General features: G+C 73.5%; 19 protein-coding genes. 12 read left to right on the forward strand and 7 right to left on the reverse strand.

The genetic code is table 11. The features are described 5' to 3' along the window. Positions 1-7: 7 nt before the first annotated feature. Positions 8-1,579 carry a sodium:solute symporter gene (locus tag IEZ00_RS09705; RefSeq protein WP_189222849.1) on the reverse strand — a complete coding sequence of 524 codons (1,572 nt, stop codon included), beginning with the start codon at positions 1,577-1,579 and terminating at the stop codon, positions 8-10. Beyond that, positions 1,566-2,714: an anhydro-N-acetylmuramic acid kinase gene (locus IEZ00_RS09710; protein ID WP_444544474.1), complete on the reverse strand. Its 1,149-nt coding sequence runs from the start codon at positions 2,712-2,714 to the stop codon at positions 1,566-1,568. The genes IEZ00_RS09705 and IEZ00_RS09710 overlap by 14 nt, the downstream gene beginning before the upstream one ends. A 120-nt stretch (positions 2,715-2,834) precedes the next feature. On the opposite strand from IEZ00_RS09710, the gene ftsY reads away from it, so the two are divergent. Further along, positions 2,835-4,343, forward strand: a complete 1,509-nt coding sequence (gene ftsY, locus IEZ00_RS09715) for a signal recognition particle-docking protein FtsY (protein ID WP_189222851.1) — start codon at positions 2,835-2,837, stop codon at positions 4,341-4,343. A 62-nt stretch (positions 4,344-4,405) separates the two neighbouring features. On the opposite strand, the gene IEZ00_RS09720 is transcribed toward ftsY, so the two are convergent. Together IEZ00_RS09720 and IEZ00_RS09725 are read right to left on the reverse strand one after the other, a co-directional pair. Then, positions 4,406-4,771 (reverse strand): hypothetical protein, encoded by a 366-nt coding sequence (locus IEZ00_RS09720; protein WP_189222852.1) that lies wholly within the window; start codon positions 4,769-4,771, stop codon positions 4,406-4,408. Positions 4,772-4,832: 61 nt separating this feature from the next. Then, a complete protein-coding gene (locus IEZ00_RS09725; RefSeq protein ID WP_189222853.1) occupies positions 4,833-5,603 on the reverse strand; it encodes an IclR family transcriptional regulator in 771 nt (256 codons plus the stop codon). A 72-nt stretch (positions 5,604-5,675) separates the two neighbouring features. Here IEZ00_RS09725 and aceB point away from each other — a divergent pair, with 72 nt between their 5' ends. The 3 genes from aceB (at position 5,676) to IEZ00_RS09740 (ending at position 8,945) form a co-directional block, all read left to right on the forward strand. Beyond that, a complete protein-coding gene (gene aceB / locus IEZ00_RS09730) occupies positions 5,676-7,208 on the forward strand; it encodes a malate synthase A (RefSeq protein ID WP_189222854.1) in 1,533 nt (510 codons plus the stop codon). Continuing rightward, positions 7,192-8,406 (forward strand): DUF6986 family protein, encoded by a 1,215-nt coding sequence (locus IEZ00_RS09735; RefSeq protein WP_189222855.1) that lies wholly within the window; start codon positions 7,192-7,194, stop codon positions 8,404-8,406. Before aceB ends, IEZ00_RS09735 begins: the two co-directional genes overlap by 17 nt. Positions 8,407-8,489: 83 nt before the next feature. After that, a complete protein-coding gene (locus tag IEZ00_RS09740) occupies positions 8,490-8,945 on the forward strand; it encodes an Imm1 family immunity protein (protein ID WP_189222856.1) in 456 nt (151 codons plus the stop codon). A 6-nt stretch (positions 8,946-8,951) separates the two neighbouring features. On the opposite strand, the gene pucL is transcribed toward IEZ00_RS09740, so the two are convergent. From pucL to uraD, 3 genes are read right to left on the reverse strand one after another with little or no spacing between them, the layout of a single operon-like run. After that, on the reverse strand, positions 8,952-9,818 hold the full coding sequence (gene pucL / locus IEZ00_RS09745) for a factor-independent urate hydroxylase (protein WP_189222857.1): 867 nt from the start codon (positions 9,816-9,818) through the stop codon (positions 8,952-8,954). A 2-nt stretch (positions 9,819-9,820) separates the two neighbouring features. After that, positions 9,821-10,117: a hydroxyisourate hydrolase gene (gene uraH / locus IEZ00_RS09750; RefSeq protein ID WP_189222858.1), complete on the reverse strand. Its 297-nt coding sequence runs from the start codon at positions 10,115-10,117 to the stop codon at positions 9,821-9,823. Beyond that, positions 10,114-10,596, reverse strand: coding sequence for a 2-oxo-4-hydroxy-4-carboxy-5-ureidoimidazoline decarboxylase (gene uraD / locus IEZ00_RS09755; RefSeq protein ID WP_189222859.1), 483 nt, complete (start codon positions 10,594-10,596; stop codon positions 10,114-10,116). Before uraD ends, uraH begins: the two co-directional genes overlap by 4 nt. Positions 10,597-10,715: 119 nt before the next feature. Between uraD and allB the strand changes: the two genes are divergently transcribed. From allB to ffh, 8 genes are all read left to right on the forward strand, one after another. Then, positions 10,716-12,008, forward strand: coding sequence for an allantoinase AllB (allB, locus tag IEZ00_RS09760; RefSeq protein WP_189222860.1), 1,293 nt, complete (start codon positions 10,716-10,718; stop codon positions 12,006-12,008). Next, complete coding sequence (alc, locus tag IEZ00_RS09765) at positions 12,005-13,024, forward strand: allantoicase (RefSeq protein WP_189222861.1); 1,020 nt, start codon at positions 12,005-12,007, stop codon at positions 13,022-13,024. Before allB ends, alc begins: the two co-directional genes overlap by 4 nt. A gap of 100 nt (positions 13,025-13,124) precedes the next feature. Next, entirely contained in the window at positions 13,125-14,684 is a 1,560-nt protein-coding gene (locus IEZ00_RS09770) for an alpha/beta hydrolase (protein ID WP_189222862.1), read from the forward strand. Between the two features lie 422 nt (positions 14,685-15,106). Continuing rightward, a complete protein-coding gene (locus IEZ00_RS09775) occupies positions 15,107-16,447 on the forward strand; it encodes an ammonium transporter (protein WP_189222863.1) in 1,341 nt (446 codons plus the stop codon). A 2-nt stretch (positions 16,448-16,449) separates the two neighbouring features. Then, a complete protein-coding gene (locus IEZ00_RS09780; RefSeq protein ID WP_189222864.1) occupies positions 16,450-16,788 on the forward strand; it encodes a P-II family nitrogen regulator in 339 nt (112 codons plus the stop codon). Positions 16,789-16,805: 17 nt separating this feature from the next. Beyond that, positions 16,806-19,175: a [protein-PII] uridylyltransferase gene (locus IEZ00_RS09785; RefSeq protein WP_189222865.1), complete on the forward strand. Its 2,370-nt coding sequence runs from the start codon at positions 16,806-16,808 to the stop codon at positions 19,173-19,175. 240 nt (positions 19,176-19,415) lie between these two features. Next, entirely contained in the window at positions 19,416-19,958 is a 543-nt protein-coding gene (locus tag IEZ00_RS09790; protein WP_229795355.1) for an AAA family ATPase, read from the forward strand. A 61-nt stretch (positions 19,959-20,019) separates the two neighbouring features. Continuing rightward, complete coding sequence (ffh, locus tag IEZ00_RS09795) at positions 20,020-21,552, forward strand: signal recognition particle protein (protein WP_189222867.1); 1,533 nt, start codon at positions 20,020-20,022, stop codon at positions 21,550-21,552.

The raw sequence follows: 21,552 nt of genomic DNA on the forward strand, positions 1-21,552 counted from the left end.
ACCGGCGTCACACGGCCTTCGCGGTGACCGGCTCCTCCAGCTCCGGCGGCGCGGAGCCCTTGTGCCGCAACGACAGCAGCCCGCCCACCAGCAGCGTGACCAGCACGCCCAGCGGCGTGTACCAGGGGTAGGCCAGCGCGAAGACCTGCTTGGCGGGCGCGGCGGCGCTGAAGTCGACGGTCAGCGCCAGGTCCGGTCCGACGAACTTCACGCCCAGGATCAGCAGCGCCATCACCGCCACGGTGGTCAGGAACGCCGCGATCGCGTCGCTCTGCCTGGCCCGGCGGAACAGCAGGCCCAGCAGGAACGCGCCCAGCAGCGCGCCGTAGGTGAACCCGGTGATGGACAGGCCCTGCTCGACGATCGGGTTGCCACGCCGGGTGAACGAGGCGAACAGCCCGGCGCACACGATCAGCAGGCCCGCCCACACCACGGTCCAGATCCGGCCCTGCTTGAACACCTCCGCCTCGCTGAGCGGGCGGCGCACCAGCCTCTGGTAGACGTCGGTGACCGTGGAGGAGGCCAGCGCGCCCAGCGACGAGCTCAGCGCCGCGGCCAGGATGCCCGCGATGACGAACCCGGACAGCCCGGACGGCATGTCGTTGACGATGAAGTGCGCGAACAGCTCGTCGTTGTTGTTCAGCCCGAGGTCCTGCACCGGCCGCACGCCCCGGTAGAAGGCCCACAGCATCACGCCGATGAACAGGAACAGGGCGAACTGCAGGATCACCACGACACCGCTGCCGATGAGCGCCTTCTGGCTGGCGCGCACGTCCCTGGTGGCCATCAGCCGCTGCACGATCAGCTGGTCCGCGCCGTGCGAGGCCATGGACAGCACCGCGCCGCCGATGAACGCGGTGAGGATGGCGTAGGGGCTGGTGAGCGGGTTGGCGGCGAAGTCGAGGACCTGGAACTTGCCCGCGTCCGCCGCGCCGGAGAACCACCCGTCGGGCAGCTTCCCGGCCAGCACCGCGATCACCGCGACCGCGCCCAGCACGTACCAGAGCATCTGGATCGCGTCGACCCACACCACCGCGCGCACGCCGCCGAGGAAGCTGTAGACCACCATCGCGATGCCCAGCACCAGCACGATCGCCCAGTACGAGGCGTCGAGGCCGTAGGCGGCAAGCACGACCTTGACCGGGATGGCGGTGGCGAACAGCCGCAGGCCGTCCGCGAGCAGCCGGGTGAGCAGGAACGTCACCGACGCGGTGCTCTGCAGGCCGCCGCCGAACCGCTTGCCGAGGAACCCGTACGCGGTGATCAGGTCGCCCGCGACGTACTTGGGCAGCAGCACGAACGAGACCACGATTCGCCCGATCAGGTAGCCGATCGCCAGCGACAGGAACGTCATGCCGCCCGCGGCGGGGGTGGCCAGGTAGGCCACGGTCGGCACGCTGAGCACGGTGAGCGTCGAGGTCTCCGCCGACACCACCGACACGCAGACCACCCACCAGGAGATGCGGCGCTCGCTGACGAAGTAGTCGGTGGCCGACCGCTGCCTGCCGCCGATCCACACCCCCAGCAGCGGCATCCCCACCAGGAACAGCACGATGATGGCGAGATCAAGTGCGCGCACGGCTTCCTCCGTCCTCCGGCCGCCTCTGGTGGCTGATCCGCAGGCCGGTGATGGCGGTGGTCACCGGTCGGGGCAGGCGCGGCGGCTCGTGGCCGGGGGTGATGCTGCCGAGCAGGCGCGGCCCGGAGGCGCCTGTGGCGGTGGGCACGTTGGCGGGCAGCCCGTGCCAGGTCAGGAAGCCGAGCAGGGCGGCGAGGTAGGCCTCCTTGCCGTCCACCGGCAGGCCGAGTTCGTCGCTGCCGCGCAGGTCGGGCAGGTGTCGTCGGAGCGCGGCGACCAGCGCGGGGTTGCGCATCCCGCCGCCGGAGCCGATCACCAGGCCCGCGCCCGCGCACCCGGCGGCGACGGTGCGCGCGGTCAGCTCGACCAGCGTGGCCAGCAGGTCCTCGGCGGGCAGCACCAAACCCTCGGTCACCCGGTCGAGGTAAGCGCGGTTGAAGTGCTCCTTGCCGGTGGACTTGGGGGCGGGCAGCGCGTAGTACGGGTCGGCCAGCAGCCGGTCGAGCAGCTCGGCGTGCACCCGGCCGCGCAGCGCGAACTCGCCGTCCACGTCGTGCGTGCGCAGCCCGCTGGTCAGCACGGTCATCGCCGCGTCCATGAGCGCGTTGCCGGGACCGGTGTCGTAGGCGGTGACCGGCTCGCCGGGGGCGACCACGGTGATGTTGGCGATGCCGCCGACGTTCAGCGCCACCGCGGGCCCCTCCTCGGCGAACCCGGCCAGCCACAGCGCGTCCAGGGTGCTGGCCAGCGGGGCGCCGTGGCCGCCCGCCGCGACGTCGCGCACCCTCAGGTCGGCCACCACGGGCAGCCCGGTCGCTTCGGCTATCCACGCGGGCTGCCCGAGCTGCAGCGTGCCAAGGCACCGGCCGTCCTCCACCCAGTGGTGGACGGTCTGGCCCAGCGAGGCGACCAGGTCGCCGGGGTAGCGGGCGGCGACCGCGCCGAAGAGCCTGCCGAGCCGGGTGTCCAGCGCGCACACCTCGGCGGCGCTGGTGGGCGCGGTGCGCAGCTCCTCGGGGAACGGGTGCTCGTGGTGCTCGACCGGTTCGAGCACCACGGTGGCGCCGTCCAGGGACAGGTCGGCGACGGCCACGTCGACGGCGTCCATCGACGTGCCCGAAATGAGACCGATCACCCTCACGGTTTGTGGTCTATTGCACACCGAACGCCCGCGCAAGGGGAATGGTGGGAAAGTTGCGGTAAATCCACCTGGTTCGTTGATTGATCACAATGCGTGGCGTGCGAGGATTGCCGCGTGTCCACCACGACCCTGATCTGGATCGTCGTCGTCGTCGCGGTGCTGCTCGCGGTCGCCCTCGTGGCGGGTGTCGCGCTGTCCCGGCGCAGGCGGATCAGCCTCACCGAGGAGAAGCCGGACCAGCCGTCGAAGGGGTACCAGGCGGGCGGCAGCATCTCGCTGTCCGCGCCCACGAGACCGGCGCCGGAGCCACCGCCCGCGCGGGCTCCGGAGAAGGTGCCCGAGCCGCGCACCGCGCCGAAGCCCAAGCCGGAGCCCAAGCCCAAGCCGGAGCCCAAGGCCGCGCCGAAGCCGAAGCCCAAGCCGGAACCGAAGCCGAAGCCGGAACCGAAGCCGAAGCCGGAGCCCAAGCCGGAACCGAAGCCGGAGCCCGCGCCGGTGCGGGAGCCGGAGGTCGAGGCGGAACCGGAGCCGAAGTCGGCGCCGGTGCGGGAGCCGGAGCCGGTCGAGCACCCGGTGGTCGACCGGACCGAGGTCGACGGGCAGCCGGGTGTCGGCGACGACGCGGCCGTGCCGCGCGACTCGGTCAAGCGCGGCTTCGTCGAGGTCGAGCTGCCCGAGCAGGCGCCGGAGATCGAGGAGATCGAGCCCACCGAGGGCAGGCTGGAGCGGCTGCGCGGCAGGCTCTCCCGGTCCCGGTCGGCGTTCGGCTCGGGTCTGCTTGGCCTGCTCGGCGCGGGTGACCTGGACGAGGACTCGTGGACCGACGTCGAGGACACCCTGCTGCTGGCCGACCTGGGCGCGGCCATCACCGACCAGGTCGTCACGGCGCTGCGCGAGCAGATCGCCGCCCGCGGGGTGCGCACCCCCGAGCAGGCCCGCGCGCTGCTGCGCGAGGTGCTGGTCGACGCGCTGCACCCGGAGATGGAGCGCTCGGTCAACGCCCTGCCGCACTCCGGCAAGCCCGCCGTGGTGCTGGTGGTGGGCGTCAACGGCGTGGGCAAGACGACCACGACCGGCAAGCTGGCCCGCGTGCTGGTCGCCGACGGCCGCACCGTGCTGCTGGGCGCGGCGGACACCTTCCGCGCGGCGGCGGCGGACCAGTTGGAGACGTGGGGCTCCCGCGTCGGCGCGACGACCGTGCGCGGCGCGGAGGGCGCGGACCCGGCGTCGGTCGCCTTCGAGGCGGTCAAGCGGGGCGTGGAGCAGGGCGTGGACACCGTGCTGGTGGACACCGCGGGCAGGCTGCACACGAAGACCGGCCTGATGGACGAGCTGGGCAAGGTCAAGCGGGTGGTGGAGAAGCAGGCCGCGGTGGACGAGGTGCTGCTCGTGCTCGACGCCACCACCGGGCAGAACGGGCTGACCCAGGCGCGGGTGTTCGCCGAGGTGGTGGCGGTGACCGGGATCGTGCTGACCAAGCTGGACGGCACCGCCAAGGGCGGCATCGTGTTCCAGGTGCAGCGCGAGCTGGGCGTGCCGGTGAAGCTGGTCGGGCTCGGCGAGGGCGCGGACCACCTGGCCCCGTTCGAGCCCGAGGCGTTCGTGGACGCCCTGCTCGGCTAGCGGCTCCGAAGGCGTCTGCAAGTACTACCCGACCGGGGTCGGGTAGTACTTGCAGACGCGGGTCAGTTGGCGCAGAGGTGCCAGCACTCCTTGGCCACCCGCCCGCCGGGCAGCACGTGGAAGTGCAGTGGCGCCAGCGCCTCGGCGGCGCGCACGACGTAGGGCGGCTCGTCGGCGGGCACGGGCTCGGGGGCGGCGAGGCGGAACGACCCGCGCTCGGGCTCGCGCCAGCGGGGGCGGTTGGTCGCCCGCACCCGAGCGCCGGGGTAGGCGCGCTGGTAGGACCCGATCAGCTCAACCAGCCACTGCACGCGATCGGTCGGCTCGGCGGCGCGGACGGGTTCCAGCTCCCCGCCGTCGCACCACCTGCCCACCACGTGCCGGTCGTCCCAGAACAGGGTCAGCGTGCGTCCGTAGTGCGTTGCCACGGCGTCGATCTTCCCCCGGCCCGTCCCGACAGGCCCGACCGCATCACACGATGGAGTGGGATCAGGTCCTGGCCGCCTCGTGCGAGAGCCGCTCGGCGGTCTCCACGACGGCGGGCACGATGCGCGCCAGCGCCTCCCTGGTCAGCCGCCCCTCCGGCCCGGACACCGACACCGCGGCCAGCGTCGGCCCGCCCACCAGGGGCACCGCGACGCACCGCACGCCCAGCTCCTGCTCGCTCTCGTCGAGCGCGTAGCCCTGCGCCGCGATCCGGTCCAGCGCGGACAGCAGCCGCTCCGGGTCGGTGATCGTGTTGGGCGTGCGGGCGGGCAGCCCGGTCCGCTCCAGCAGCGCCCGCGCCTCCTGCCTGGGCAGCTGGGCCAGCATCGCCTTGCCCACGCCGGTGGCGTGCGGCAGCAGCCGCCGCCCCACCTCGGTGAACACGCGCATCGAGTGCGGCGACGGCACCTGCGCCACGTACACCACCTCGTCGCCGTCGAGCACGGCCAGGTTCGCGGTCTCCCCGACCAGGTCCACCAGCCGCGCCAGGAACGGCCGGGCCCAGGCGCCGAACTGGCCGCTCGCGCTCTCCCCGAGGCGGATCAGCCGCGCGCCCAGCGCGTAGCGCCGGTTGCTGTTCTGCCGCACGTACCCGAGCGCCACCAGGGTGCGGATCAGCCGGTGGATGGTGGGCAGCGGCAGCCCGGTGATCGCGGCCAGCTCGGACAGGCTCGCCTCGCCGCCCGCGTCGGCCAGGCGCTCCAGGAGCTCGAAGGCGCGCCGCAGCGACTGCACACCGCCCGTGGACTCGCCCGCCACCGGGACCAACTCCATTCGTTGCTGTTCCGCGATGCGAGAACTATAGTCCGCGAAGTAGAACCAGGCGTTGCGGAAGAGGTGGCCTCCATGTCCGGTATCCGCGTCCTCGGGGGCGAAGTGGAGCGCGGGGAGCAGATCCTCACGCCGGACGCGCTGGAGTTCCTGGCCATGCTGCACCGCTCGTTCGCGGCCACCCGCGACGAGCTGCTGGCCCGCCGCGCCGAGCGGCACCCGCTGGGCTTCCTGCCGGAGACCGCCGAGGTGCGGGAGAGCGAGTGGCGGGTGGCGCCCGCCCCCGAGCCGCTGCGCGACCGCCGGGTGGAGATCACCGGCCCCACCGAGCGCAAGATGACCGTCAACGCGCTCAACTCCGGCGCGCGGGTCTGGCTGGCGGACCTGGAGGACGCCAACACCCCGCACTGGCGCAACGTGATCTCCGGCCAGGTCAACCTCTACGACGCCGCGCGCGACCAGGTCGAGTTCACCTCGCCCGAGGGCAAGCACTACGCGCTGCGCGACGACGTGGCCAGGCCCGCCGTGGTGGTCCGCCCGCGCGGTTGGCACCTGCCCGAGCGCAACATCGAGATCGAGGGCAGGCCCGCCATCGGCGCGCTGGTCGACTTCGGCCTGCACTTCTTCCACAACGCGGTGCTGGGCAAGCCCTACTACTACCTGCCCAAGATGGAGAGCTACCTGGAAGCGCGGCTGTGGAACGACGTGTTCTCCGCCGCCGAGGCCGCGCTGGACGTCCCGCGCGGCGCCATCCGCGCCACCGTGCTGATCGAGACGATCCCGGCCGCGTTCCAGATGGAGGAGATCCTCTACGAGCTGCGCGAGCGCGCGTCGGGGCTCAACGCGGGCCGGTGGGACTACCTGTTCAGCATCATCAAGTACTTCCGCGACGCGGGCGAGGACCACGTGCTGCCCGACCGCGACAGCATCACCATGACCGCGCCGTTCATGCGCGCCTACACCGAGCTGCTGGTGCGCACCTGCCACAAGCGGGGCGCGTTCGCCATCGGCGGCATGGCCGCGTTCATCCCCAACCGGCGCGACCCGGAGGTCACCGAGCGGGCGCTGGCCAAGGTGCGCGAGGACAAGCGGCGCGAGGCCGAGGACGGCTTCGACGGCTCCTGGGTGGCGCACCCGGACCTGGTGCCGGTGTGCCGGGAGGTCTTCGACGCCAAGCTCGGCGACCGGCCCAACCAGCTGCACGTGCTGCGCCCCGAGGTGTCGGTGAGCGCCGAGCGGCTGCTGGACTTCCGCTCGGCGGGCGGCCGGGCGACCATGGCGGGCCTGGAGTCGGCGGTGGACGTCGGCGTGCGGTATCTGCTGTCGTGGCTGGGCGGAAACGGCGCGGCGGCGATCCACAACCTGATGGAGGACGCGGCGACCGCGGAGATCTCCCGCTCCCAGGTGTGGCAGTGGGTGCACAACGGCGTGGTGCTCGACGACGGCACGCCGGTCACCGCGGAGCTGGTGCGCTCGGTGCTGGCGCGGACCGCGCAGCGGCTGGAGGGCGAGCACCTGGACCAGGCCGTGCGGCTGTTCGAGCGGGTCGCGCTGGCCGACGAGTTCGTGGACTTCCTGACGCTGCCCGCGTATGAGCGGATCGCCTGACACGCCGCGGACCTCCCTGTCCGCGGAGGCGGTGCGGGCGGTCACCGCGCGCTTGGTGGACGTGGAGCCGCGCGAGCCGGTGGGGCGGCAGCCGGTGCACACCTGCTACGTCCCGGCGGACCGGGTGACGCCTTCGGTGCTGCGGGACTGGGGCGGGCAAGCGCTTGCGGCGCTGGACGCGCACAGCCCCGCCGAGCTCGCCGGGGTGCTGGGCCTGCCGGACGGGCTGGCGGAGGTGGTGCACGCGCGGGTCCGCGCGAAGCTGGTCGCCGAACCGGTGGAGGACCTGCGGGTGGACTTCGAGGACGGCTACGGCGTCCGCGACGAGGACGAGGAGGACGCCGACGCCGTGCGCACCGCGTCCGTGGTGCGCACGTGGCTGCGCGACGGGGTGGCCCCGCCGCGCTTCGGGCTGCGGATGAAGTCGTTCGACACCAGGGCGCTGCGCGAGCAGGGCATCCGGACGCTGGACGTCTTCCTCACCGAGCTGGGCGAGGCCCCGCCCGGTTTCGTGATCACCTTCCCGAAGGTCACCTCGGTCGAGCAGGTCGAGGTCCTCGGCGACGTGCTGGACCTGTTCGGGCTGCCGCTGCGGTTCGAGATCCAGGTGGAGACCACCCGATCCATCGTCGACCCGTCCGGCGCGCTGGCCCTGCCGCGCTTCATCGCGGCCGGGCGGGGCCGGGTGGTCGGGCTGCACTTCGGCACCTACGACTACACCGCCGGGTGCGGCCTCGGCGCGGCGCACCAGCACCTCGCGCACGGCGCGTGCGACTTCGCCCGCCACGTCATGCAGGTCTCGGCGGCGGGCACCGGGGTCGCCCTGTCCGACGGCTCGACCAACGAGCTGCCGGTGGGCGAGCACCTGCACGAGGGCTGGCGCACCCACTACCGGCTGGTGCGGCGCTCCCTGGCGCACGGCTTCTACCAGGGCTGGGACCTGCACCCGGCGCAGCTGGTCACCCGCTACGCCGCCGTGCACGCCTTCTACCGGGAGGGCGCGCAGGCCGACGCTCGGCGGCTGCGGGCCTACGTGGCGCGGGCGGGCGGGGCGGTGCTGGACGAGCCCGCCACCGCGCGGGCGCTGTCGTCGTCGTTCCTGCGGGCGCTGGACTGCGGGGCGTTGGACCCGGACGAGGTGCGCGGCATCACCGGGTTGGGGGTGTCCGAGCTGCGCGCGCTGGCGGACCGTCGGTGAGGGCTCGCGCCGGGTTCGCTGGATGGGGTGATCCTCGGCGGTGAGGGGGGCCGTGGGCGCGGGCAGCGTCCAGGGTGGTGCTCATGACCATGAGAGCCGGGTTGTGGACCGGTCTGCCCGACCCCGAACGGGCCGAGCACCGCTACCAGGTGGTGGCGTCCGTGGCGGACGTGGACGCGCTCATCGCCGCGCTGGCGCGGCCGGAGTGCAACGACGGCAGCCTGGAGCACTTCGACCGGGACACCGACGCGGACGGGGAGTGCGACCACAACGTGGTGCTGGCCGTGCGGGGCCGGTGGGGTTACCTCAACTTCGTCGACGAGGGGTTCTCCGGCTGGCCCAAGGGCGACCCGGAGGCGCCGTGCGTCAACGAGGCGTACACCGACTTCCCGCCCGGCGTGGGGCTGCCGCTGGAGGTGTTCCGCAGGGTGCTGCTGGAGTTCATGGTCACCGCGCGGCGGCCCAGGACGGTCGAGTGGTACATGGAGACCGAGCTGTTCCACCGGTGGCGGGCGCAGCGGCTGGGCATCGCGGACTGAGCCGCGTCACGGCAGCCACGCGGGGGCGGGAGGCTCGGCGTCCTCCCGCAGCACGGTGCCCTCGATGAGGCCGTAGGGGCGGTCGGCGGCGTGGAAGACCTCGTTGCGGTTCTCCAGGCCGAACGGGCTCAGGTCGACCGCGAAGTGGTGCTTGTTGGGCAGCGACAGGCTCACCTCGGCGACCTCGGGGCGGGCCAGCAGCACCGCCTCGCCCATCGCGTACAGGGTCTGCTGCAGCGACCGGCTGTGCTTGGTGGCGAAGGCGTCCAGCAGCGCCGCGCGGATCGCGGTGGCGCTGTCCGCCCAGTCGATCCCGTCGCCCTGGTAGCGCCACCGCGCGGTCACCGACGTGGCCAGGACGCGGTCGTCGGTCTCCGGCAGGGTGGTGTACCGGTCGCGCGGGAACCCGCGGAACTCCGAACCGGTCGTCTTGAGCACCACGAGGTCCCGCACGCCCGAGGTGACCCACGCGCGGTCGCTCTCGACGACCACCTCGGTGGTGCGCTTCTCGTTGCCCGCCTGGACGAACGAGTGGCCGTTGCCCCCGATGCGCGACCACGGGTGCTCGTCGACGCGCACCCGCGCGCCGGTGATGGCCCGTCCCGCGCCGACGAAGTGCCGCGCCAGCCGCAGCGCGAAGTCCTCGATCTCGCCGACCGGCGCCTGTTCGGCGAAGGCGTACACGGTGTTCTTCTGCGTGTCGGTGGCGAGCACCTCGGAGTTGTCGCCGGTGAGGTGGGTGGCGGCGAGGTCGCCGCGCAGCGCGGTGCTGACCGTGAGGTCCTTGATCGAGTGCACGTCCCCCTCGCGGGTCACCGCCACCAGCCGCGTCTCGGCCTTCCCGTACTGGTTGGGCCCCAGCACGATGCCCATCGTCAGCTCCCTCGGTAGGTGGTGAACGCGAACGGGCTCAGCAGGATCGGCACGTGGTAGTGCGCGCCGGGCTCGGTGACCCGGAAGGCCACCACGACCTCCGGGTAGAACGGCCCGTCGACCTCGAACACGATCCGGTAGACCCCCACCGGCAGGTCCGCGCCCAGCGCGCGGACGCGGCCGTCGTCGTCGGTGCGGTCCTCGGCCAGCACGCGGCCCTCGTGCTCCAGCCGCACCGGCACGCCGACCGCCGGACGCCCCGCCTCGGCGTCGAGCACGTGCGTCGACAGGGTGCTCACGCCACCACCTCGCGCAGCCGCAGGGCGGCGATCCTGGCCAGTTCGCGGTTGACCACGCGCAGCTCGACCTCGGGCGGGTTGGCCATCCGCCCGGCCAGGTCGGCCAGCACCTGATCGCCGCTCAACCCCTTGGCGCACACCAGGTAGATGTGCCCGAAGCGCTCCTCGTAGGCGCGGTTGGCGGCGGCGAGGAGGTCGGCGGGGGACTCCACGCCGGACTGCTCGGCGGCCGACCACCGCGCGGAAACGCCGTCGTGCCCCGCCCGCTCGCCGATCCGGGGGTGACCCGCGAGGGCGGCGCGCACCTCGTCGTCGCTCAGCCGCGCCGCGGCGTCGGACGCGGCCAGCAGGGCGTCCACGTCGGCGTAGGGCCGGTCGGCGAGCACGGCGTCGGCCCAGCGGGGCACCGCGAGGCACTCCAGCAGCAGCGGGCGCAGCTCCCGCGCCGGTGCGGTGTTGAACCCCTCCAGATCCGGCACGCTGGCACCCGCTTCCCGTGTGGCGGGGGAGATTCCACCTGCGGGGGACGCTACGAGCGGCCCCTTGGCGTGTCAACAGCCCCTCGCGCCGGGGACCGCCCGCTGTCACAGTGGGCGGCGTGGACCTGGTGCTGCGCGCCCGCCGCGTGATCACGCCCGAAGGCGAGGTCGCCGCCGACGTCGGGGTGCTCGACGGGCGGATCGCCGCCGTCGAGCCCCGGATCGGCGGTGCCGCGCGCGTGGTGGAGCTGGCGCCCGACGAGGTGCTGCTGCCGGGGCTGGTCGACTCGCACGTGCACGTCAACGATCCCGGCCGCGACGAGTGGGAGGGCTTCGAGACGGCCACCCGCGCCGCCGCGGCCGGGGGCGTGACCACCATCGTCGACATGCCGCTGAACAGCCTGCCGCCGACCACCGACGTGGCCGCGCTGGAGGTCAAGCGGGCCGCCGCGCGGGGCCGCGCGCACGTCGACGTCGGTTTCTGGGGCGGGATCGTCCCCGGCAACCTGGCCGACCTGCGGCCGCTGCGCGAGGCGGGGGTGTTCGGGTTCAAGTGCTTCCTGGTCCACTCCGGTGTGGACGAGTTCCCGCCGGTCGGCCCGGACCAGTTGCGCGCCGCGCTGGCCGAGGCGGGCGCGCTGGTGGTGGTGCACGCCGAGGACCCGCACAGCGTCACCGAGGCGGGCGGCTCCTACGCCGGGTTCCTCGCCTCCCGGCCGCACGAGGCCGAGTCCCGCGCCATCGCCACCGTCGTGGACGCGGCCAGGGAGACCGGCGCGCGGGTGCACGTGCTGCACCTGTCCAGCGCGCGGGGCCTGGAGGTGCTGCGGGCCGCCCGCCGCGACGGCGTCGCGGTGACCGCCGAGACCTGCCCCCACTACCTGACCTTCACCGCCGAGGAGATCGCCGACGGGGCCACCGAGTTCAAGTGCTGCCCGCCGATCCGGGAGGCGCGCAACCGCGAGCTGCTGTGGCGCGGACTGGCCGACGGCGACGTGGACGTGGTGGTCAGCGACCACTCGCCGTGCACCCCGGAGCTGAAGGCGGGCGACTTCGCCTCCGCCTGGGGCGGGATCGCGAGCCTGCAGCTGGGCCTGCCCGCGGTCTGGACGCAGGCCCGGCGGCGCGGCCACGCGCTGACCGACGTGGTGCGGTGGATGGCCTCCGGCCCCGCGGACCTGGTCGGGCTGCCGCACAAGGGGCGCATCGCGCCCGGCGCCGACGCGGACTTGTGCGCCTTCGCGCCGGACGAGGCGTTCGTGGTCGACCGCGCGCGGCTGCGCCACCGCAACCCCGTCACCCCCTACCACGGCCGCCCGCTGGCGGGCGTGGTGCGGCGGACGTGGTTGCGCGGGCACGAGGTCGACGGGGAGCGGCCGCGCGGGCGGCTGCTGAGCGGAGGAGGCGCATGAGCGGCGTGCCGGAGTGGGTCCACCTGCCGGACCTGGCCTCGCGCGGGGTGGGCGGCAGCGTGGTGTGGGCCAACGACGAGTCCTTCGCCGAGCGGGAGAACCTGATCAGCCGGGCGGAGCCGGTCCACCGCGCGGGCACCTTCGGCCACAAGGGACAGGTCTACGACGGGTGGGAGACCCGCCGCCGCCGCGAACCCGGTGACGACGCGGCCGTGGTGCGGCTCGGGCTGCCGGGGGTGGTGCGCGGGGTCGTCGTGGACACCGCGTTCTTCACCGGCAACTACCCGCCGTTCGCCACGGTCGAGGCCACCTCGGCGGTCGGTCACCCGAGCCCGGAGGAGCTGGCCGGGTGGGAGGTCGTGGTGCCCAGGTCGCCGCTGCGGGGCGACCGGAAGCACCACTTCGACGTGGCGGTGCGGCGCCGGTTCACGCACGTGCGGCTGATCATCCACCCGGACGGCGGGGTGGCGCGGCTGCGCGTGCACGGGGAGCCGGTGCCCGATCCGGGGCTGCTGCTGCCCGGCGCGGTCGACCTGGCCGCGCTGGAGAACGGCGCCGCCGTCGTGGGGTGCAGCGACATGTTCTACAGCTCGCCCAACAACCTCATCGCCCCCGGACAGGCCGCGGTGATGGGCGAGGGCTGGGAGACCGCGCGCCGCCGCGACGACGGCCACGACTGGGTGGAGGTCCGGTTGGCGGGCGCGGGCGTGGTGCGCTTGGCGGAGCTGGACACCAGCCACTTCAAGGGCAACGCGCCCGGCTGGGCGGCGGTGCGCGGGCACGACGCGCGGGTGGCCCCGGACCGGTGGTTCGACTTGCTCCCGCGCACCCGGCTGCAGCCCGACACGCGCCACCGGTTCCGCCTCGACGCCGCGCCCGAGGCGACCCACGCGCGGCTGGAGGTGTTCCCCGACGGCGGTATGGCGCGGCTGCGGCTGTTCGGCTCGTTGACCGATGATGGGATGTCCGATCTCGTGCGCCAGTACCAGGTTTTGACCGCGACTTCCTCGTCCTGAAGAGGACATCGGCATCCGACTTCAGTCGGTTGTGGCGCAGTTACACCCTTTGGAACCCTTCCGGCACCCGCATGGGTGACAGGGAACAAGGGAGGTACCTGTGCGAACCATCATCAGGGCGTTGGGTGGTGTGGCCACCACCGCGGCGCTCGTAGTGGGGACCGGCGTCGCCGCCGCCGCCCCGCAGGACAGCGGGCAGCGCGACCAGGACCGGGGGTACGCGGGGACCATCAGCTGGGCGCCGTGCCCGGAGGTCGCCGAGGTCGAGTGCGGCACGCTCAGCCTGCCGATCGACTGGGCTGAGCCGGAGGGCGAGAAGTTCGACCTCGCCGTGGCGCGCCGCAAGGCCACCGATCCGAGCAAGCGCGTCGGCGTGCTGTTCATCAACCCCGGCGGCCCCGGCGGTTCGGGCGTGGACTTCGCCTACAGCGCCAACAACTACTTCAGCCCCGAGGTGCAGCAGCGCTTCGACATCATCGGCTTCGACCCGCGCGGTGTCGCGCGCAGCCAGCCGGTGCGGTGCTCGCTGGACAAGCTGCTGGCGCAGCCCTCGACCTACCCCGCCAACCAGGCCGAGTTCGAGGCGCTGGGCCAGTACAACCGGGAGCTGGCCGCGGACTGCCGCGAGCACACCGGGCCGATGTACGACCACGCCGACACCCTTGGCGTCATCGACGACATGGACGCGCTGCGCCGCTCGCTCGGTGAGCGCAAGATCAACTACTACGGCATCTCCTACGGCACGCTGATCGGCCAGCAGTACGCCGAGCGCTACGGCCACCGCATCCGGTCCATGGTCATCGACAGCAACATGGACCACAGCCTGGACACCTGGGCGTTCAACGAGACCGAGGCCGCCACCGCCGAGGACTCCTTCGAGGAGTTCGTCAAGTGGTGCGAGCGCACCGAGTCCTGCGCGCTGCACGGCCAGGACGTGGTCAAGTACTGGAACCTGCTGCTGGAGCGGGCCGACCGCGGCGAGATCGTGGACCCGGACTTCCCCGACGAGAAGATCACCTCCGAGGTGATCATCGGCCAGGCGTTCGGCGCGTTCTACGGCCCCAGCTGGGCGCCGCTGGCCGACTGGCTGGTCGCGCTGGGCGGCTCCGAGCCGTCGGCGCGGGCGGCGGGCTTCGCCGAGGAGCAGCTGGTGCACAACCCCTTCCCGGCGGTGTTCTGCCAGGACTGGCAGATCCGGGTCAAGAGCTACCGGGAGATGTCCGCGCTGACGCGGCGGGCCGAGCAGATCGCGCCGAACATGCGCGGTTCCTCGCTGGGGCACTCGGCCATCGCGGGCTGCGTCGGCCTGACCGACGACGCGAACAACCCGCAGCACCGGCTGCGGATCAAGAACGCGCCGAAGATCCTGATGATGAACGCGCTGCACGACCCGGCGACCGGCTACGAGTGGGCCGTCAACGCCCACCGGCAGAGCCGCGACACCACCGTGCTGCTGACCTATGAAGGCTGGGGTCACGGCGTGTACGACCGCAGCGAGTGCACCCGCGGCACCACCGACGCCTACCTGATCAACCTGACCGTGCCGCGTGACGGCACCCGGTGCGCCGCGGTCGAGCCGCCCGCGCTGGGCACCGCCTCGGTCGGCGGCGCGGACCGTCCGGCGGGCCCGAAGCCCGGCCTGCCCGGCTGGCTGATCTAGCACCACCGCTGGTAATCAGGAGGGCCGACCCCACCGGGGCCGGCCCTCCCCTTTTTCCCGCGAACCGAGCGTTCGCGCACCACGAACCGAGCGTTGGCGTTGCCGGGGGGTGGTTACCGGCCCTCGCGAGCGGGTCGGGTAGTACTTGCAGGCGCGGGGTTCGACGGGTGGTGACCCACCGTTGTGGGCGTTCACGACCGCCGCACCGCACCCGCCGCTCGGGTGGGACCGGCAGCACGGTCCGTCACCGCACACCGCCACGCGACGCCCGGCGAGCGCGGGAAGCCACCCTTCCTTCAAAAGCGGGAAACGCGCCCGTAACACCGGGGCTCGGACAGTTCACCACCGCGAAACCTGAGGCGCGGCCGGTCGAAACAGGACATCTCGATGCTCCCTGCAACCGACGTGCAGTGGAGGTCGACGTGGATACAGGGGACACCGCCTGGGTGCTCGCCAGCTCCGCGCTGGTGCTGTTGATGACCCCCGGACTTGCCTTCTTCTACGGGGGCATGGTCCGGTCGAAGAGCGTGCTCAACATGATGATGATGAGCCTGGGTGCGATCGGCGTTGTCGGTGTGCTCTGGGTGCTGGTCGGCTACTCAACCGCGTTCGGCACCGACGTCGGCGCCGGCCTGCTGGGCAAGCCGTTCGAGTTCTTCGGCCTTGACGGCCTGCTGGGCAAGGAGTCCCTGTCCGGCACCATCCCGACCACCGTGTTCGTCTCCTTCCAGGCGATGTTCGCGATCATCACGGTGGCGCTGATCTCCGGCGCGATCGCCGACCGCGCGCGGTTCGGCCCGTGGCTGCTGTTCGCGGGCCTGTGGGCGCTGGTGGTCTACTTCCCGGTCGCGCACTGGGTGTTCGACTTCGACGGCAAGGACGAGGCGGGCAACGTCGTCGACCCCGGCGGCTGGATCGCCAACGACCTGCTCGCGATCGACTTCGCGGGCGGCACCGCCGTGCACATCAACGCGGGCGCGGCGGGCCTGGCGCTGGCACTGGTCCTCGGCAAGCGCGTCGGTTGGCCGAAGGACCGGATGAAGCCGCACAGCCTGCCCCTGGTCGTGCTCGGCGCGGGTCTGCTGTGGTTCGGCTGGTTCGGCTTCAACGCCGGTTCCGCGCTGGGCGCGAACTCCACCGCGGGCGTCACCTTCATCAACACCACCGTCGCCACCGCCGCCGCCATGCTGGCCTGGCTGCTGGTCGAGCGGGTCCGCGACGGCCACGCCACCACCCTGGGCGCCGCCTCCGGCGTGGTCGCGGGCCTGGTAGCGATCACCCCGGCCTGCTCGTCGGTCACCCCGCTGGGCGCGATCGCGGTCGGCGCGATCACCGGCGCGCTGTGCGCGCTGGCGGTCAGCCTGAAGTACCGCTTCGGCTTCGACGACTCGCTCGACGTGGTCGGCGTGCACCTGGTCGGCGGCCTGTCCGGCACCGTCCTGATCGGCTTGTTCGCCAGCGACGCCGCGCCCGCCGGGATCAACGGCCTGTTCTACGGCGGCGGCGTGGACCAGCTGTGGCGGCAGGTCGTGGGCGCCGCGGCGGTGCTCGCCTACTCCTTCGTCCTCAGCCTCGTGCTGGGCTACCTGGTCAAGCTCACCGTCGGCTTCCGGGCCGACGAGGAGGCCGAGGTCGGCGGCATCGACGAGGCCGAGCACGCGGAGACCGCGTACGAGTTCGGCAGCGGACTGGCCGGGTCGCGCGGCTCCGCCAAGCCCAGTGTCGCCGCGGGCGCTTCCGCGGTCCTTGAGGGGAGCAACTAGTCATGAAGCTGGTCACGGCGATCATCAAGCCGTTCACGCTCGACGACGTGAAGACCTCCTTGGAGCAGCTCGGCGTCCTCGGCATGACGGTCAGCGAGGTCCAGGGCTACGGCAGGCAGAAGGGCCACACCGAGGTCTACCGCGGCGCGGAGTACGCCGTGGACTTCGTGCCCAAGCTGCGCGTCGAGGTGCTGATCGACGACGCCGCGGTGGACAAGGTCCTGGACGCGGTGGTCGAGGCCGCGCGCACCGGCAAGATCGGGGACGGGAAGGTCTGGGTCACCCCGGTCGAGACCGTCATCCGGGTCCGCACCGGGGAGCGCGGCACGGACGCCCTGTAGCGATGGGGGACGGCCGTATGGACCACGAGGCAACGGCCGTCGTCACGGCTGACGACCTGGTGCGGGCACGCGATCGGCTGCTCGCGCCGGGTCGTCGCCGCTTGACGGGGGAATCGCTGCGCGAGGCGCTGGTGGACCTGCACGAGTTCTGGCTCACCGCGCACGCCGCCACCGCCGGGGTGGGCGGGGCGGGCAGCGGGCTGGCGCTGGTCGCCGTGGGGGGACTGGGCAGGCGCGAGCTGGTGCCCTACTCGGACCTGGACCTGGTCCTGGTGCACAACGGGCACAAGGGCGTGGACCGGGTCGCGGAGAGCCTGTGGTACCCGCTGTGGAACTCCGGCATCGGCCTGGACCACTCGGTGCGCACGGTCGGCGAGGCGCTGCGGGTGGCCGGGGAGGACCTGCGCACCGCGCTGGGCCTGCTCGACGTCCGGCACCTGGCCGGTGACCAGGAGGTCAGCGGGCGGCTGGCGGAGGCCGCGCGGCAGGCGTGGCGCTCGGGCGTGCGCACCCGGCTGGACGAGATGGCCGAGGCCGCGCAGCGCCGCTGGACGCGCAGCGGGGAGATCGCGCACCGGGTCGAGCCCGACCTCAAGCACGGCCGGGGCGGGCTGCGGGACGTGACGCTGCTGGACGCGCTGTCCGCGGCGCAGCTGGTGGACCGGCCGGGGGCCGAGGTCGGCGACGCGCGCAAGCTGCTGCTGGACGTGCGCACCGAGCTGCGCCGGGTGGCGGGCAAGCCCAGGGACGTGCTGCGCGCGCAGGACGGCGACGAGGTCGCCGCCGCGCTGGGGCTGCCCGACCGGTTCGCGCTGGCGCGGGCGATGTCGTCGGCCGCGCGCACGGTCGTGTACTCGGTGGACGTGGCCATGCGCACGGCGCGGGCCGCGGTGCCCAGGCGCGGGCTGGGGGTGTTCGCCCGCTCCCCGCTGCGCCGCGCGCCCACCCGCCGCCCGCTGGACGAGGGCGTGGTGCTGCACGGGACGGAGGTGGCGCTGGCGCGCGACGCGATGCCCAGCCGCGACCCGGCGCTGCTGCTGCGGGTGGCCACGGCCGCGGCGCGCGGCAAGCACCCGATCGCCGCGGGCACCCTGTCGCGGCTGGCCGACTCCGCGCCGGAGCTGCGCCAGCCGTGGCCGCGCGAGGCCCGCGAGGAGCTGCTGGCCCTGCTGGGCAGCGGCCAGGGGCTGGTCGACGTGGTCGAGGCGCTGGACCGCACCGGCCTGTGGGGCAGGCTGTTCCCGGAGTGGGGCGCGGTGCGGGACCTGCCGCCGCGCGACGCGGCGCACGTGTGGACCGTGGACCGGCACCTGGTGCAGGCCACCGCGCACGCCGCGCGGCTGGTGACCAGGGTGTCGCGGCCGGACCTGCTGCTGCTGGGCGCGCTGCTGCACGACATCGGCAAGGGCAGGCAGGCCGACCACTCGGAGGTCGGCGCGGCGCTGACCAGGCAGGTGGCCGAGCGGCTGGGGCTGTGGCCGCAGGACGTGCTGACGCTGACCGCGCTGGTGCGCCACCACCTGCTGCTGCCGCACACCGCGACCCGGCGGGACGTGCGGGACGAGGCGACCGTGCGGCGGGTGGCCGACACCCTGGGCGGCGACCCGGTGCTGCTGGAGCTGCTGCACGCGCTGGCCGAGGCCGACGCGCTGGCGACCGGTCCCGGCGTGTGGTCGGGCTGGAAGTCCTCGCTGGTCGGCGACCTGGTGGCGGGCTGCCGCGCGGTGATGGCGGGCGAGGCGCTGCCCGAGCCGGAGCCGCTGGACCAGCGGCAGCGGGAGCTGGCCGCGGCGGTGCTGGCGTCGGGCAAGCCGGACGTGCTGGTGGCCGGGGCGGGCCAGTCGGCCACGGTCACCGTGGTCGCGCCGGACCGGCGGGGGCTGCTGTCCCGCGCGGCGGGCGTGCTGGCGCTGAACTCGCTGGAGGTGCACGCGGCGGCGGTGCGCTCGCACCGCGACCCCGCGCTGGGGGTGGCCGCGGTGGACGTGTTCACCGTCTCGCCCCGGTTCGGCTCGCTGCCGGACGTGGCGCTGCTGCGCGAGCAGCTGAGCCGGGCGGTGGACGGCTCGCTGCCGCTGGCGGAGAAGCTGGCGGCCAAGGAGCGCGACTACGGCGGCCCGCCGCAGGACCCGCCGCCGCCCAAGGTGCTGTGGTTCGACGACGAGTCCACCGGCGCGGTGGTGCTGGAGCTGCGCGCGGCGGACCGGATCGGGTTGCTGCACCACGTCGCGGGAGCGCTGGAGCAGTCCGGTGTGGACGTGCTGTGGGCGCGGGTGTCCACAGTGGGCGGAACGGTGATCGACTCCTTCGCGCTGGCCGCCGAGGGCGGCTTGGACGCGGGGCTGCGCAAGGGCGTCGAGCGCGCCGTGCTGGCCGCGACCGGGTGAGCGGGCCGGTGGGTCGAGCCGGTGGGTTGAGTAGGTCTACGCACGGCGGGCCGGGGGTGCTTGCGCTGCCGCCCGCCGTCCCCGCCGGGCAGGCTTGCCCTCGTGGCGCGCGGGGAGGAAGCGCCGCCACGGGGGTTGTCCGGGGGTGGCCCGCTGAGGGGATGGGGCCGCCCCCGGACGCACATCACGCCGGATCGCGGAACTCCTGCGCGTCCCGTACGTCTCTTTACTATGGAGACGATGACCGCCGTTGCCGTGGGCCCGCGTTCGCTGGTCGTGCTGGCGGGGCTGCCCGGCGCGGGGAAGACGACGCTGCTCGCCGACCTGGACACCGGCGGCGCGAAGGCGGTCGTGCTGGACTCCGACCAGGTGCGCGGTTCCCTCAAGGCGGCGTTGCCGCGCGGGCTGCCCTACCGCTGCTACCGGCCTCTGGTGCACCTGCTGCACCGGTCGCGCATCGCCTGGGCGGCGCTCTCCGCCCCCGGCCTGGTGCTGGTGCACGAGCCGTCGACCCGCGCGACCACCCGCGCGGCGCTGGCCGGGCTGGGCGCGCTCACCGGCAGGCCCCGGCACTTCCTGTGGCTGGACGCCAGCCCCGAGGAGGCGCTGGAGGGGCAGGTGGAGCGGGGCAGGCTGGTGCGGTCGCGCTCGTTCGCCCGGCACGTGCGGCGGGCCGAGCGGCTGCGGGCCCGGCTCTCCGGCGGCGTCCCGCCGCGCGGCTGGCAGGGGCTGACCGTGCTCACCCGCGGAGACCGGCTGCGGCTGTCCGTGCCACCCCGGTGAGGACGGGCGGCTACCCTGGCGGGTGGCTCATCACCGACGACGTGCGAGGTCTGGCGGCACCGTGTTCAACACCCTTTCCGACCGGCTCACCTCGGTCCTGCAGAACCTGCGGGGCAAGGGGCGGCTGTCCGAGGCCGACATCGACGCCACCGCTCGGGAGATCCGGGTGGCGCTGCTGGAGGCCGACGTCGCGCTGCCCGTCGTCCGCGCCTTCATCGCCAAGGTCAAGGAGCGCGCCAAGGGCGCCGAGGTCTCCCAGGCGCTGAACCCGGCCCAGCAGGTCGTCAAGATCGTCAACGAGGAGCTGGTCGGCATCCTCGGCGGCGAGACCCGCAGGCTGAACCTGGCCAAGAACCCGCCGACGGTGATCATGCTCGCCGGCCTGCAGGGCGCGGGCAAGACCACGCTGGCGGGCAAGCTGGCCAGGTGGCTGCGCGGGCAGGGGCACACCCCGCTGCTGGTGGCCTGCGACCTGCAGCGCCCCAACGCGGTCACCCAGCTGCAGGTGGTCGGCGAGCGCGCGGGCGTGCCGGTGTTCGCGCCCGAGCCGGGCAACGGCGTGGGCGACCCGGTGTCGGTGGCGCGGCGCGGCATCGACGAGGCCCGCCGGGCCCAGCACGACGTGGTCGTGGTCGACACCGCCGGACGGCTGGGCGTCGACGAGGAGATGATGCAGCAGGCCGTCGACATCCGGGACGCCGTCCAGCCCGACGAGGTCCTGTTCGTGGTCGACGCCATGATCGGCCAGGACGCGGTGAACACCGCGACCGCGTTCCGCGACGGCGTCGGCTTCACCGGCGTGGTGCTGACCAAGCTCGACGGCGACGCCCGCGGCGGTGCCGCGCTGAGCGTGCGCGAGGTGACCGGCCAGCCGATCCTGTTCGCCTCCAACGGGGAGAAGCTGGAGGACTTCGACGTCTTCCACCCCGACCGGATGGCCTCGCGCATCCTGGGCATGGGCGACGTGCTCACCCTGATCGAGCAGGCCGAGCAGGCGTTCGACGCCGAGCAGGCCGAGGCCACCGCGGTGAAGATGGGGTCCGGCCAGCTGACGCTGGAGGACTTCCTGGAGCAGATGCTCGCGCTGCGCAAGATGGGCCCGATCGCGAACCTGCTGGGGATGCTGCCCGGCGCGGGCCAGATGAAGGACCAGCTGGCCATGCTGGACGAGAAGCACCTGGACCGGGTGCAGGCGATCATCCGGGGCATGACGCCCGCGGAGCGCGAAGACCCCAAGATCATCAACGCCTCCCGGCGGCTGCGCATCGCCAACGGCTCCGGTGTCCGCGTCAGCGACGTCAACGACCTGGTCAACCGCTTCTTCGAGGCGCGCAAGATGATGTCGCAGATGGCGGGCCGGTTCGGCCTGCCGGGCGGCGGCAAGGGCAAGAAGGGCGCCAAGGGCAAGAAGGGCAAGAAGGGCAAGGGGCGCGGCCCGACGCCGCCGAAGGTGCGCGGCGGGTTCCCGCCCGGCATGTTCCCCGGCGTGCCCGGCGGCCCCGGCGGCGGGATGCCCCAGCTGCCGCCCGGCCTGGGCTCGCTGGACCAGCTGCCGCCCGACTTCGACCCGTCGAAGCTGAAGTTCGGCAAGTGA

It is taken from the genome of Saccharothrix coeruleofusca (genome assembly GCF_014648515.1).
Lineage (GTDB): Bacteria > Actinomycetota > Actinomycetes > Mycobacteriales > Pseudonocardiaceae > Actinosynnema > Actinosynnema coeruleofuscum.

Bases quoted from the DNA above. Each gene is read 5' to 3' on its own strand.
- alc (WP_189222861.1), top strand. From the start codon at position 12,005: ATGAGCGGCGTGCCGGAGTGGGTCCACCTGCCGGACCTGGCCTCGCGC.
- IEZ00_RS09790 (WP_229795355.1), top strand. From the start codon at position 19,416: ATGACCGCCGTTGCCGTGGGCCCGCGTTCGCTGGTCGTGCTGGCGGGG.
- IEZ00_RS09740 (WP_189222856.1), top strand. From the start codon at position 8,490: ATGACCATGAGAGCCGGGTTGTGGACCGGTCTGCCCGACCCCGAACGG.
- aceB (WP_189222854.1), top strand. From the start codon at position 5,676: ATGTCCGGTATCCGCGTCCTCGGGGGCGAAGTGGAGCGCGGGGAGCAG.
- IEZ00_RS09725 (WP_189222853.1), bottom strand. From the start codon at position 5,603: ATGGAGTTGGTCCCGGTGGCGGGCGAGTCCACGGGCGGTGTGCAGTCG.
- pucL (WP_189222857.1), bottom strand. From the start codon at position 9,818: ATGGGCATCGTGCTGGGGCCCAACCAGTACGGGAAGGCCGAGACGCGG.
- IEZ00_RS09785 (WP_189222865.1), top strand. From the start codon at position 16,806: ATGGACCACGAGGCAACGGCCGTCGTCACGGCTGACGACCTGGTGCGG.
- IEZ00_RS09780 (WP_189222864.1), top strand. From the start codon at position 16,450: ATGAAGCTGGTCACGGCGATCATCAAGCCGTTCACGCTCGACGACGTG.
- IEZ00_RS09735 (WP_189222855.1), top strand. From the start codon at position 7,192: ATGAGCGGATCGCCTGACACGCCGCGGACCTCCCTGTCCGCGGAGGCG.